Genomic DNA, 13874 nt, shown 5'->3' with positions numbered 1-13874 from the left:
CTGCTTATTGTTGTATCATGACGCTAGGTATTTGAAACTCTTCAGCACGACCTAAGCTACCTGGTGTTATGGCTAGTTCAAAATTGAGTAAATGACCGCCAGTTTTAAATGTATCGTCTAACTCACTTAACGAAAAAAATATCCTTGTTAGATGTTGTTGTTTGTAGCGGCGGTTTAATAATAAAGGCACTGCAGCACATAATGCGGGGTTCCAACTTAGTGTAATGGCTCGATGTTGGTCACCAATACTTATTTGACCCGTTGTTGCACCGAAGCTTGCGCTTGAAGAGACCAAGGTAGAAACATTATGAGTATGGTCGCATTCATCTGCCAATGAGAAATGCTCTGGCAAAGCCCCACCTTGCCAAACCTCAAGTGTTGCCGGCTGCTCTAGCTCTGTCATATTGATGGTCATAATCCCCAGACGAATAATAGCGTCATTACGAACAGGGGGATCCAGTTGATAGCTAACACGAAGTTCTTCGGTGGTTTTACTAATTTTGATAATCTTGGTTAAATTAAAATGAGCCAAGTCTAATTTTGCTGTGATGACATGAAAATTTAACTCATCAGTTAACTCAGGATTGACCCATTCTAAATCAGTTATTCTGCGCCGAAGTCCGGGCATTTCAATAATTAAACCACCTGAGTAAAAATCTGCCGCTAGTGCAATCGTATCAAAATAGCCTTGATGTTTGGTTACCAGTAATGGTTTGAATTGCCAGCTTTTGAATGCCAAGCTGTCAATACTCATACCGCGACGAAGGTTAAGTGTTAATTTAATTTGAGACGTCGCTAAGTGCCAATAAATTGCTTCATCATCAATCTTGAGCTCAAGCTTATTTTCAGTATCTGATGCTAAAGTTTGAACTGTTGATGGAGAGGTTACACGGTCAATCGTGGACAGTTTTTGTAAGCAAGATAGCCAACGCTCTTGGGTAATATGTGTGCGAAAATCACTTGCCCACAATTCGCATAGGGTTTGCCATTGATATGAATTAGCGTCATGGCTTAGCTGTTGGTATTGGGAGTGACATTGTGTATTTAACCATATATTGTCTCTGCCAGCAGCTGCCCAGCGATTAACATTATATTTTGCCTGTTTTTTAACTGGTATAGGCTGATTTAATGAAGAGAGCCTCATGGCATTTTCTGGTTGCAGCTTACTGAGTTTCAACGCGTCTGTTGGGCTAATAAATTCAATTCCAGTTTGTTCTTGTAATTGTTTTAGGATACGTTGCAGTCTAGTCCACTCCCCTTCAGGGTGGGTTTTACCTTCAGTACTGAATCTGCCTGGACGATAATTGAATACTTCAGCATCATTTGCGTAAATAGCTAACGGCAATTCTTCACTTGCCATTCGTTGCTGCACAAAATTCAGGTATTGAACTATCGGAATATCGCCATGAACAGCTCTTTGCAAACGCTGAAATAAGACCGAGTCTGACCAGAGCACAGGGAGTTTAGTTGTGGTTACTCCACAGGCATGCGTCGGCATGTCATGATGTTCATATTTTAGGGCAAGACGAATGTTATCTCTATCCATAATCAGACCGTGATAGCCTACTTGTTGATAGAGTTCAACAAGACTACTTGCAAACGCCATTTCATTCACTAGCACGAGAGTGGGACGATAGTTTAAAAGCGTTTGATAAAGCGCTAAAGCGAGTTTTTGATTCCACAGATTAACTTGAAAAGGAACTAGCGGGCCAATTAATTGGCTCCAACCGCTACCAATCAATTCACAGCGCTGCTGTGCTAACAACGTTTTAAATTTATTAACCCATACCGGATCCAGATGATTGATTTGTTGTAATGTCCATCCAGTCAATTCTATGCCAATGGGGATGTTGCTTTGTTCAATGAGTTCAAGTATAGGCCAGTAACATTGTTGAATCACTTCCGGTCGAGCTGATTCTGCTATTGAGGAAAAAGCTAAATTGAGATGAAATAAAAGATAACCGCGTTTCATTTCGCCTCCAATAACGTTGAGACGCAGTGACGTAATTTATCACCGTTTGCGCCAGCAAGACGTTTTTGGGCGTTTATCGCTAAACACCAACTCAGAGTTTTTGAACTAATGAGGCGTTGTAGTTGTGTAGTCGCATCAATTTCATTTTTTGCGACTAAGGCTAGCTGCTGTTTACTTATCTCATTAAGCTCTTGTTCGTCCTTGTTTCCGTATGGTGAGAAGACCACGCAGGGAACACCGTAATAGAGCAGTTCATAAAAACTGATGCCATACAGTGTGACTGCAAATGTGACAGTGTTCATGAGTTTGGCAAGGTTAGGCAAGTTACGATGAATATGTATCTCTCGCTGAGTATTTTCGGGTTTTGTAGGTGCGGTTGCAAAAGGTCCTTGCACCCAGTGAAAAGTTAAATTTTCAGGTAACAGTCGATCAAGCGTGATTAACCATTCTTTTCCTAAGTTGGTGGTATCCGCACCGCCTGTTAAAATCAATAATGAATAGGTTTTTTCAACAAGGGTTTCAGCCGATACTTTTAATAAAAATGCATCCCAACCGAATTGACATTTTTCTTGTTGCCAAGCAGATAAAGTGGGATTCACTTGAAAAGAAGGGGTGTATAACATAGTTAAAAGCTCTATATATTCAGCTAGTGCATCAATTGCTATGGTTTTGACTAGCTGAACATGCAGTGCTTTTAACAAAGTTGCGAATGTATCTGGTGTACTGTGATAATGAAAATCAAATATAACTAAACGACAGTTTAAACGAGTAACTTGTTTTAATATTGTTTCAGAAATATTCTGCTCAAAATCGATTTGCTGAACCGTTAAATAGTCTGGGAATGCTTGAGGGATATGCTGATCACTTTGTAATAATAAGTGCATTTCATACCCCAGCGGTTTTAAATGTTGCGCAGCAACACTAATACGGCTTAGATGCCCCAAGCCTATTTTACTGCCAGCATGGCAAGCTAATAAAATAGTATGATTTTCAAGCTTATGCATGTTTAGCTGGTTTTAAAGTTTGTCTTGTCGATACGAGAGGGCGTAAACCATCAGACGGATCGGCTCGCCAAGCACGATCAGCGAGTTCTGATGCTACTGGCTTTTTATCGCCATCGCCGTCAGCTTGCATCGCTTTTTTATAATCAGAAATGACTTGACCGATTTGCTCCGGTAACCAGCAATGGCCGGTTGCAAACTCTTCTCCTAAGCCATCGAGATCAAGATGAAATTCAATGGTCTGAACATCATAGTGATGAATGGCTCGCTGCAGCACTCCTGGCTCCACAGTGTGATCTGACCAGCCTACTTGGCAACCAGTTGCTTGTTTTAGCGTATTTATTGCAGCTAAGTTAGCTTGACTATAGGGTGTAGGATAAGCTGATGTGCAATGTAATAGGGTTAAATCAGAACATTTGTTAGCTTTTAGTACAGAAACCGCATGATTTATTTCATCTATCGTTGCCATACCAGTAGATAAAATCACAGGTTTACCCGTTAACGCGGTAGCAATCAGAAGGTCGTCCCATAAAAGTTCGTAAGAGGCAATTTTATAAAAATCCACATAAGGCTGCAGTTCTTTTACGGCGTCCAGGTAAAATGGCGTGCAACAAAATGCAATTTCTCTTTTACGACAGTGATTTGCTAACTCAGGCAGAAATTCTACAGGTAATTCCCATGCTTCTCTTTCTAGTAAGCTTGGTTTAAAAGCGAGTGCTTCAGTTGAGAAAAGTTCACGCAGTTTAAACAATTGAAACTTCACTGCACTACAACCAATGTCAGCAGCGGCATCAATAAATTTAAAACAACGCGCTAAATCTCGGGCGTGATTGCTCGATACTTCGGCAATAAACTGAACCATAATGGCTGCTCCTTTTAGGTGTCCTGTGCGATATCAAAATGAATAGTATTTGCCACCTCAGCGACGATTGCTTTTGCTTCATCGGCATTAGCCGCTAAGGTGATGACCCAGCAAAAGCGACAACCGTTATCAATAAAATCGGTTATATAATCACCTGCTGAACGAGTCAAAATTATCTCAGCAACACCCGGTATAGATCGCGCTTTTTCCAATCCATGAATAGCCTTTATTCTGCCTTTAGGGGGAAATAGACCGCTACAAACTGCTGTTTTATGCACACTATCCTGAAGCAGTTTTTCATCTAAAGGCCGGTTTAAGGCAAGTTCCATCACGGCTTTAATAGGATTTTTACCACTACTCAAGGGAGTGGTGTACTGGGAATGAAAGCCTCCACTTAAGCGAGCGGTCATTTCTAAGATCATTGGCCCTTGCGCTGTTAAAATCATATCTGCTTTAGCAGGCCCAAAAGTGATTCCAAGCGAGCGTGCTGCGGCATCAACAACGTCATATATCTGCTTTTGTCGAGTCTCATCTAGTACTGACGGATCAACATGTGCTGTCTCGATATGATAGGGATGAAAACCAAATTCACGATCAGCCATGCCGACATGATAATGTTTATTATTCCATATGATAGTTTCAACACTTTGCTCAGTGCCAATAACATATTGTTCAATAATTGCCGTACCTGTTTTAGATGCTTGTTTGGCATTATGCAGGGCCATCGCTAGTTGGCTTACAGAATCAATTTTCATACTGCCACGTGAGGCAGCATTATCAACGGCTTTTACAATAGCGGGGAAACCGATCTTTTCAAGGATCTTTAGTGCTTCTTCTTCACTGGATACTTCTGCACCATAGGGTGTGGGAATACCATCTTCAATCCAACGCTGCTTCATTAATACTTTATTGTTAGAACGTTGCGCAACATCCACTGATATGCCGGGCAAACCGAGTGCGCTGGTTACTGCCGCGACGGTAACGGCAATGTCTGAGCCAGCAAATACCGCTTTTAAGTTTAAACGTTGTTGATTATCTTGAGCAAATTTGACGTGCCCAGCAATGTCTTTTGAATCAATTACCACGGCCTCGTCACAAAATGCAAAGCCTTCTGCTTGAGGGTTACGATCGGTTGCTACTACATACAGCCCAAGCGATTTTGCCGTTTTTATGGCCGGAATTTGCATAATGCCGGCGCTAATGATGAGAATGGCTTCTTTATTTTGCATATTCATAATGGTTACTCTGCTAGCTGCTTAGGTTTTATTAACCACATGGCCAAGGTATCCCCTGAGCCAGTAGATTTGGCAAATCGGTCCATGGCCCCTTTGTTGGGTTGCGAAACAGTACCACTATCATTACCGCTACCAAATCGCGTAAAGCGTTGCAAGGCGAATCCGGCTTGATTTGCTAATTGCACTAGGGTATCAAATGGAAATAGGTGGAGATGTTCAATGGGCATCAAGTAACGCCAATCACTTCCAAATGCTGTTGATAATTCTCCTGTAACGGGAGTTTCTATCAATAGCCAACCGCCTGGAAGAAGAAGTTCATATGCTTTATGCAAATATGCGATGGGGTCCATAACATGTTCAATTAAATGCCACATTGAAATAACATGATATTGTTGTTGATGATCCAAAAATTCTTGATTCTGGCAATTTAGCCCTTTGCTTTTCGCAATATTTATACATTCAGCACTAGTATCTAACCCCATAACATTGGTTGCGCCGGCATCTTGCATCATCTGCAAAAATTGTCCAGTCGCACAGCCAACATCTAAAACTTTCTTATTGTTGAAATCGGTTAATGTTATGCCGAGATCAGCAAAGGTGAAGTTTTTATCGCGACAAAAAACCGAGTAGCCATCATCACTTAAATAGATGGAGCCCGCTGATTTTAGGCTTTGATAATGAGTATAAAACGCGCTTATTTGTTCATTAGATGGATAAGGGTGATGCCGCAGTACCTTACATCGCACACATTTTGCGTAAGAGATGTCTTGTTTAATGATGAGATCACTAATATCGGTAGCACCGCAAATTGCACAAGCATTAGTTTGAATGACTGCATTGCTCATGGCCAAGTTCCTTAATTAAATTTCGGGTAGTTTAATAACGATTGCTTGGCCTGTTGCGCCAGAGAATGTAGAGTCCAAAGGCGATCTGATGAAACGAGAGTAAAAGAGTCGATTTGTTGTTTCAAACGTGAAAAATCACTTTCCTCGGCTAGCCAAGGTGAATAATTAGGTTGATAGAGTAAAGCATCAGGTAAAAACCGGGTTTGCTTAGTGATTTCAGGCGTTACTTTTTTTTGCATACAAAACAACCTCTCTACCAATACCAAGTTTTGACAACGCGGAATATAACTCCGAAAGTAATTCGTGTTGTCCATTGTTCAACATATTTTTTTCAAAAGTCATGCGTTTGGTGTGACAAGCGCGGCCAACATCATCATTGCCAATGTAGTTATCACCCATTGTTAAGAATAGATCGATTGGAAAGGTAGCTTCTTGATGGACAACGTCAAAACCACAGTGATTTAATAACCTGCTTAATGATGTAAAATTAAAATAATTTAAATGATGTGGCGGTGCTACCCACCATTTGGCATAGTCCAAATGCTGGTTTAAAAGTGTTTGAAAAGGGTTAAAGTCATTGGGTACGATGATGCAAAGCAGGCCATCTTTGTTCAGTTGCTGATGAACTAAGGTCAAAAATGCGGCGGGATCGGGGATGTGCTCGAGCACTAAACTCATGTTGATTGCATCAACTTTGCCAAAAGTATCTGCCGTAGCAGGTGAAAAGAAGCCATTGAAAACGTCTAATCCAAGTTGTTTGCTAAAAGTTGCTGCTTGAACAGAAGGTTCAATACCAAAGACTTGCCAATTAAGCTCTTTGCCTTTTAATAAAAAATATCCAGGCCCTGAACCAATATCTAATATCGTTCGCTGTGAAGAAGACAAATGTTGAGACAAGATCCGATAGCGTTGTTCATAAACAAGATTCCACCATGGAAGGTCTTGTTGATATCGACTTAAATAAAGTGGTTTTTCCTGATCATAGTAATCATGCTGATAGACATCGATTAGCTCCTCAGGTGAAGGCAATGGCACAACATGCTTAAAACCACAATCGGTGCAATCAATAACATCAAAACCGTTATGGTTACAAACGAGAGTGCCGTGATGGCTTTTCCAATGTATGATTTTTGGTTCGGAAGTCATAGCAGTCTTTCTCCCGAGGCGGCATCCCTTTTTAGTGCTTTAAAAAGCCATTCGGCTCTATCCCAATCTTCTTCTGTATCGATATCTTGCACTTGCATTCTGGGCAGTTTATAGGCTAAAGCGTCTGAAGAAAAAGCAGATATTTGCTGTTGTACTGCAGTAAAACTTGACCAATAAAACTGACCAGCATCATGAAATGCCGGTTCTAGATCTTGAGAACGACTTGAATAATACTCAGGTTGAAACATGGTTACAGAGTCATCAGCAAGAATTTTGACAGCGCGCTGAATGGGAAAAGCATATGAAGTGACACTAAAAATAATTTGTTTGCTACTTCGCTTTAGTAGTTGCAAACTTTTGGCTAAATCGGCTGCTTGTACAAAGGGTGCGGTGGCATATAACGTGCAAATATAAGTAGGGTGCCCTAAGTGCTGTGCTACCCATTCTGTTGCATGTTTAACAACAGCGCCAGTACCCGTAAAATCATCAGCTAAGGTGTCAGGTCTAACGAAGGGAACTTCTGCACCATACTGTTTTGCTATAGCGGCAATTTCGGCATCATCGGTGGAAACGATAATATGTTGGAAAACACCCGAGCTCTTCGCTGCTTCAATAGACCACGCTATCATAGGCTTACCACAAAAATGTTTAATGTTTTTTCGTGGTATGCGTTTACTGCCTCCGCGTGCGGGGATAATAGCGATATTCATATGGCTTTCCAAATCTAAACAAATAGGATAATAATTATTTATGCAACCTGCGTTGATGCATAAATAAGCTCTTGTATTATGTAAAACTGCTGCTCAGTTGTTAATTCGGGAAACAATGGCAAGGTAATCGCTTGTTGATAATAGTGTTCGGCTTGTTCGCAATAACCTCTTTGAAAGCCCATTTTTTTATAAAACGGCTGGAGATAAATCGGAATATAGTGCACATGGCCGACAATACCTTTATTGCGTAAATGTTCCACACAGGCTTTATGTTTATCGGGAGTTATTCCTGATAGTTTAACGATATACAGATGGTAACTGCTATAACACGCAGCCTGCACTTGCAAAGGGATAATACTGGGGTGTGCATGCAGTAGTTGATTATATTGCAAAGCTAATGTGTTACGTGCAGTGATAAATTGCGTTAATTTTTTAAATTGGCTTAGACCTAAAGCGGCTTGGATATCGGTCATCCGATAGTTAAACCCTAACAGCAGTTGTTGATAATACCAGGGGCCGTGACTTTCTTCCGTGAACTCTTCACTTTCTGAAGTAATCCCATGACTGCGCAACATTTGCATTTTACGCGCTAAATCGCTCTGATTCGTCAGCGCCATGCCACCTTCACCAGAAGTAATAATTTTTACCGGGTGAAAACTAAAAATACAGATGTCAGAATACTGACAACTGCCCACTGGTCTATCTTGATATTGAGCGCCAATAGCATGCGATGCATCTTCGATAACCTTAAAACCGTATTTCGAAGCCAATATTGCGATTTTTTCCATTTCACAGGATTGACCTGCAAAATGCACCGGGATCACCAGTTTGGGTAGCATGTTGCTTTTATTCGCTTCAACAAGCTTTTCTTCTAACGCGTGAATGCTCATGTTGGCGGTATTAGGGTCGATATCGACAAAGTCGACAGTTGCACCACAATACAATGCACAATTTGCCGAGGCGACAAAGGAAATGGGGGAAGTCCAGACACGATCACCAGGTCCAACGCCAAGAGCTAAACAAGCAATATGCAAAGCTGAAGTAGCGCTGTTTACGGCTACTGCGTGATTCGCCCCACAATATTCACTGATAGCTTGCTCAAAAGCGGGAACTTGTGGCCCTTGAGTTAGCCAGGTTGAGTGTAATACTGTTGTGACTGCCGCGATATCTTCGGCATCGAGTTGCTGCTTACCATAAGGGATCATAGAGCCGCTTCCAAATTAAATTGTGCAATTTGGGCAACGGATAAAAAATCTGGGTTAGTGTCAGAAACATACTCAAAGCCATCTTCAACGGGTTGGCCTTGTTCGTTAAGCCCGTTAGAAGTAAAGTCATTACTGCGATTAAAAAACTTAATTGCAGGCGCAATCACAAAATGGTCTGAAAACTCGTAAGTATGATAGGACATGTCACCCGGACACATCATTTCATGTAACTTTTCACCAGGGCGAATGCCGACAATTTTAATGGGTAAATCAGGGGCCATAGCTTTGGCTAAATCAGTAATGCGGATAGAGGGTATTTTGGGTACGAAGATCTCACCGCCAAGCATCCGTTCGAAGTTTTTTAATACAAAGTCAACACCTTGCTGCAAGCTGATCCAAAATCGCGTCATATCTTGATGCGTAATAGGGATATGGTCGCTGCCTTTTTCAATGAGTTGTTGAAAAAACGGCACTACCGAGCCACGAGAGCCTACGACATTGCCATAGCGCACAACGGAGAAACGGGGGCGACTTCCTCCCACCATATTATTTGCGGCGACGAATAATTTGTCAGAAGCGAGTTTGGTGGCACCATATAAATTAACTGGGTTAGCGGCTTTATCAGTGGAGAGGGCAATGACTTTTTCAATATTACAGTCGATTGCAGCATTAATCACATTTTCTGCACCATTGATATTAGTTCGGATACATTCAGTAGGGTTATATTCTGCTGCGGGAACTTGCTTCAGTGCAGCGGCATGTATAACGTAATCAACACCATGCATCGCTCTAACTAAACGGTCACCATCCCTGACATCACCAATAAAATAACGCATGCAGCTTTGGTTAAATCTTTGCTGCATCTCATATTGTTTCAGTTCATCGCGTGAATAAATGATGATTTTTTTTGGTTTAAAGCGGTCAATAAGCGTTTGGGTATATTTATGCCCGAAAGAGCCGGTACCGCCAGTGATTAGGATCGTTTTACCATCAAACATTGTCTGCCCACCCATTTTTCTCGTTATTTACGGTAAAGCATAAGACATGCCATTTGTAATTACTCTAAAGCAAAAATATAAAAAGTCTTGTAAAAACAGCAGGTCAGTTAAATTAGTTTAACCCGTTTCTGAGCAGATGCAAGTTAATCGCTGCAGTTGTATTTTAAGTAGGGCCTTAAGATGTTTCTGCAAGTATTTTGACAGTGTCACTCATTTGAGTTAACACCACTTTAGGGCTAAACTTAATTAAGATTTGATAACGAGGCATGCTGATGAAAATTACAACGCCAAGCAATAACATCTTAAATAATGTGTTGCAGCAACAACAGAAATTAGCCCAGCAAGAAGCCAGTGGTAAGCGTATTACCAGCGCTGCCGATGATGCGGCGGGGTTGCAAATCAGTAATCGGTTGAACAGCGCGATAAACGGTCAGCAGCAAGGGCAGCGAAATATTGCCGATGGTGTTGCTTTTGCGCGGGTTTATGAGCAAGCGGTGCAAGGGGTTAGCGATAACGTGAATGAAATTGAGCGGTTGGCAATTGCAGCCGGTAATGGCATTTACAGCGATGCTGACAAACAAGCGCTGCAAAGCGAAGCGAACGGTTATTTGGCTAATATCCAACAAGGTTTAACCACGGAGTTTGCCGGTAAGAAACTTTTTGAAGATACGGCGCTTAGCTTTAATGCTGGCAATAGCAATCTACAATTACAAACCCAAGACTTAGGCGCAGCGCTGAACAGTCAAAACTTGTTCAGTATTGATTTAACTCAGCCACAAACGCTGACAGCCGTGCGCGCTGTGGCAGAGCAGTTAAATGCGTTGCAAACTGAGGTCGGGGCTAGCATTAATGCCTTTGATAGTGCTTCTCGTGCGGTATCAGGTCAGCAAGTTGCCACCTCTGAAGCGCGTTCACGTATTGCTGATCTTGATTATGCCAAAGCTAGCAGTGAGCGGGCGGCGAATAATATTTTATCGCAAAGCTCGGTGAATGTGGCCATGCAAGCGCGCGTGAGTTCAGAGCAGGCGCTGTCGCTGTTAAGTTAAACAGGATGATGCTTCATTTTACTAAACGCTAATTTTTTGACGCCCTGTCAAAAAATTAGCGTTTTACCTTGCAAGGCTGCACACAGCTTGTACAATAAAGTCAATTATACTTATAAACTGTGCGCTTATGTCTGATAACCCTCATCTTTATCTGGTTGATTTACAACTAAATCGCTGTGAGCGTTTGTCTACCGTCTGCAGTTTTATTGGTGAAGCTCATCAGCTTGTTAGCCCTGATGATTTAGCCAATACCCTACAACATCATCCGGCTTCGGTGGTTGTGTTAGGGGCGACCGATCAATTAGATGCCAGTGCGATTATTCGGCAATTTCCGGCAAGTGCGTTTTTAGTTATTGGTGACAGCCAAAGTTATTTATTAGAGCAAGCCAACGTGATTGGCGTGTTAAGTGAGCCTTTTTCCTACAATAGCTTAACGCAGCTTTTGCGCGATGCGCAGCAATACCATCGTTTATTACCTACTCACAAACAGCAAGATAATCAAGTACGCTTCGATGGTATGGTCGGGCAAACACCGGCCATGCAAAAAATTCGTTTTTTGATCCAGCAAGTAGCCAAAACAGAAGCAAACGTTTTGGTGCTTGGGCCTTCAGGTACCGGTAAAGAAGTGGTCGCTCGGAATATTCATTTATTATCGAACCGCGCCAATGGGCCCTTTGTGCCAATTAATTGCGGGGCAATTCCGGCTGAATTGTTAGAAAGTGAGTTATTTGGTCATGAAAAAGGCGCCTTTACTGGGGCTATTTCTACCCGCAAAGGCCGTTTTGAGTTAGCACAAGGCGGCACCTTATTTTTAGATGAAATTGGTGATATGCCACAGCCCATGCAAGTGAAATTGCTGCGGGTGTTGCAAGAGCGAATTTTTGAGCGCGTAGGCGGCAGCCAAACGCTGAAAGCCGATGTGCGAATTATTGCGGCAACCCATCGCGATTTAGAAGTGATGATTACAGACGGCGGTTTTCGGGAAGATTTATATTACCGTTTAAATGTGTTTCCTATCGATACGCCTGCGCTGTGCGATCGTGCAGACGATTTACCGATTTTAATTACTGAATTACTTAACCGCCAATATGCCGCACATCAAGCAAAAGTGAAGTTTACTGAACGCGCACTCGACAGTTTAAAGTTACACAGTTGGCCAGGTAATGTGCGCGAGTTGGCTAATTTGCTCGAACGTATGGTGATTATGTATCCGGATCAGATCGTCGATGTGGCTGAGCTACCGAAAAAATATCAGCACCTAGATGTTGAATCTTATCAGCCGGTGTATCCAGAAGCGTTACAAGAGCGTGATCTGTTAAATGCGTTATTTCAAAGCGATGACAGCAGCGACAGTGAGGAGGCCGCCGGTTTTGAGACAATCGCTACATTTACCTCTGTTATCACTCAAGATACCTTGCCGGAAGAAGGCTTAGATTTAAAAGAGTTTCTCGCTGAATTAGAAATTCGTTTTATTTCCCAAGCACTAGAGCGCCACGATTTTGTAGTGGCACGGGCAGCCGATATTTTAGGTTTGCGCCGCACCACCTTGGTTGAAAAAATGCGTAAATATAATCTAGGTAAAGAAGAGTAACTCTGCAGCACTTTGAGCCTGCTGTCAGATTGTTGACGCATAAAGCTGTTTAAACTCAATGATTTAATCATGGCACATTCTCTGCATTGCTCCTGTTAAGATCCGCCAACTGCTTCGCCGTTGGCCCTTAGCAGCAGGAGCCACTCTATGTCAGTATTAACCGCAACCAGCCACTTGAATGAAGTATCAAGTGCGACTGTGCATCCTTTGATCGCGCCCGCAAAAAGCAGTGCGCGCTCGCAAGAGCAGCGGTTAAAACATATTCTGCAATGCTTACCCTCTGGCGTGGTGTTGCTTGATGGTTGGGGACGCGTGATTGAAGTGAATCATGTCGCGGTAGAGATGCTTGGCGAGCCTTTGCTCGGTGAATCATGGCTTAATGTGATTAACCGCTGCTTTCGACCTCGCAGTGATGATGGCCTAGAAGTGTCATTAACGGATGGGCGGCGCGTAAAACTGCAAATCAGTGCTTTAACGCCAGACTCTGGGCAGCTTATTGTGTTGACTGATCTCACCGAAACGCGTGAGCTGCAAAATCGCTTAAGTCATCTGCAGCGTTTATCCACACTGGGTAAAATGATGGCGACGCTCGCGCATCAAATTCGCACCCCTTTATCTTCTGCCATGCTGTATGCAGAGAATTTACGTAGCCCAAAACTGCCTAATCAATCACGTGAACAATTCCAAGATAAGTTACTGGCGCGCTTGCACGATTTAGAGCAGCAGGTGAACGATATGCTGTTATTTGCGCGCTCAGGTACGGCACAAGCTGTTGCGAGTATGACATTGCAGCAATTATGCGATGAACTCGTACTGCGCAGTGAAGCATTACTTAACCATCATCATGCCGTGTTTAAAATTAGCCTGACGACACCGCAAGCCAGTTTATTAGGTAATAAAAACAGCCTGGTTGAAGCCTTATTAAACTTACTGCAGAACAGTTTACAAGCTGCAGGCGATAACGCGCAATTGTGCTTAGCGCAGCAAATTGGCAAGGCGGGGCAGTTAACCTGGCAATTTAGTGATAATGGCCCGGGTATTCCCCCAGCCGTGCAAGCGCAGATGTTTGAGCCGTTTTATAGCAATAAAGCCGGTGGCAGTGGTTTAGGTTTAGCGGTGGTGCAAGCGGTGGTGCATAGCCATCAGGGTAGTATTAATTATGTTGATTTAGCAGCAAGGCAAGAGGGAGCGTTAAGTGGCGCCTGTTTTGAGATCAGCTTACCTATTCATCATAGTGCCTCAGCTGCTAAGACTAAGGAGTAA

General features: G+C 42.6%; 13 protein-coding genes. 3 read left to right on the top strand and 10 right to left on the bottom strand.

Annotated elements, in window-relative coordinates; all coding sequences use genetic code 11:
- Positions 1-4: 4 nt before the first annotated feature.
- Genes ACUJFK_RS13105 through pseB form a run of 10 tightly spaced genes read right to left on the bottom strand, consistent with a single transcriptional unit; the run spans position 5 to position 9974 of the window.
- Positions 5-1972: a hypothetical protein gene (locus ACUJFK_RS13105; protein ID WP_445425144.1), complete on the bottom strand. Its 1968-nt coding sequence runs from the start codon at positions 1970-1972 to the stop codon at positions 5-7.
- Positions 1969-2976: a hypothetical protein gene (locus ACUJFK_RS13100; RefSeq protein WP_445425143.1), complete on the bottom strand. Its 1008-nt coding sequence runs from the start codon at positions 2974-2976 to the stop codon at positions 1969-1971. The genes ACUJFK_RS13105 and ACUJFK_RS13100 overlap by 4 nt, the downstream gene beginning before the upstream one ends.
- Positions 2969-3835 (bottom strand): N-acetylneuraminate synthase family protein, encoded by an 867-nt coding sequence (locus ACUJFK_RS13095; RefSeq protein WP_306178066.1) that lies wholly within the window; start codon positions 3833-3835, stop codon positions 2969-2971. Before ACUJFK_RS13095 ends, ACUJFK_RS13100 begins: the two co-directional genes overlap by 8 nt.
- Before the next feature lie 14 nt (positions 3836-3849).
- A complete protein-coding gene (locus ACUJFK_RS13090; protein WP_306178067.1) occupies positions 3850-5070 on the bottom strand; it encodes an ATP-grasp domain-containing protein in 1221 nt (406 codons plus the stop codon).
- A gap of 5 nt (positions 5071-5075) precedes the next feature.
- On the bottom strand, positions 5076-5915 hold the full coding sequence (locus tag ACUJFK_RS13085) for a class I SAM-dependent methyltransferase (RefSeq protein WP_445425142.1): 840 nt from the start codon (positions 5913-5915) through the stop codon (positions 5076-5078).
- Between the two features lie 11 nt (positions 5916-5926).
- Positions 5927-6154 carry a hypothetical protein gene (locus ACUJFK_RS13080; protein WP_445425141.1) on the bottom strand — a complete coding sequence of 76 codons (228 nt, stop codon included), beginning with the start codon at positions 6152-6154 and terminating at the stop codon, positions 5927-5929.
- Complete coding sequence (locus ACUJFK_RS13075; RefSeq protein ID WP_306178070.1) at positions 6132-7061, bottom strand: class I SAM-dependent methyltransferase; 930 nt, start codon at positions 7059-7061, stop codon at positions 6132-6134. Before ACUJFK_RS13075 ends, ACUJFK_RS13080 begins: the two co-directional genes overlap by 23 nt.
- Complete coding sequence (pseF, locus tag ACUJFK_RS13070; protein WP_445425140.1) at positions 7058-7771, bottom strand: pseudaminic acid cytidylyltransferase; 714 nt, start codon at positions 7769-7771, stop codon at positions 7058-7060. Before pseF ends, ACUJFK_RS13075 begins: the two co-directional genes overlap by 4 nt.
- Before the next feature lie 38 nt (positions 7772-7809).
- Entirely contained in the window at positions 7810-8976 is a 1167-nt protein-coding gene (gene pseC, locus ACUJFK_RS13065) for a UDP-4-amino-4,6-dideoxy-N-acetyl-beta-L-altrosamine transaminase (protein WP_306178072.1), read from the bottom strand.
- Positions 8973-9974 carry a UDP-N-acetylglucosamine 4,6-dehydratase (inverting) gene (gene pseB / locus ACUJFK_RS13060; protein ID WP_445426786.1) on the bottom strand — a complete coding sequence of 334 codons (1002 nt, stop codon included), beginning with the start codon at positions 9972-9974 and terminating at the stop codon, positions 8973-8975. Before pseB ends, pseC begins: the two co-directional genes overlap by 4 nt.
- 272 nt (positions 9975-10246) lie before the next feature.
- Between pseB and ACUJFK_RS13055 the strand changes: the two genes are divergently transcribed.
- The 3 genes from ACUJFK_RS13055 to ACUJFK_RS13045 all read left to right on the top strand — a co-directional run bounded on the left by ACUJFK_RS13055 (position 10247) and on the right by ACUJFK_RS13045 (position 13874).
- The gene (locus tag ACUJFK_RS13055; protein WP_445425139.1) at positions 10247-11020 is read left to right on the top strand and encodes a flagellin; all 774 of its coding nucleotides are present in this window, start codon (positions 10247-10249) and stop codon (positions 11018-11020) included.
- Positions 11021-11147: 127 nt separating this feature from the next.
- Positions 11148-12611: a sigma-54 dependent transcriptional regulator gene (locus ACUJFK_RS13050; protein WP_306178074.1), complete on the top strand. Its 1464-nt coding sequence runs from the start codon at positions 11148-11150 to the stop codon at positions 12609-12611.
- 147 nt (positions 12612-12758) lie between these two features.
- The gene (locus tag ACUJFK_RS13045; RefSeq protein ID WP_445425138.1) at positions 12759-13874 is read left to right on the top strand and encodes a sensor histidine kinase; all 1116 of its coding nucleotides are present in this window, start codon (positions 12759-12761) and stop codon (positions 13872-13874) included.

Source organism: Alishewanella sp. HL-SH06 (genome assembly GCF_052656265.1).
Note: the sequence above shows the minus strand (reverse complement) of the source record. Positions and strands in the feature narration are given on the sequence as shown.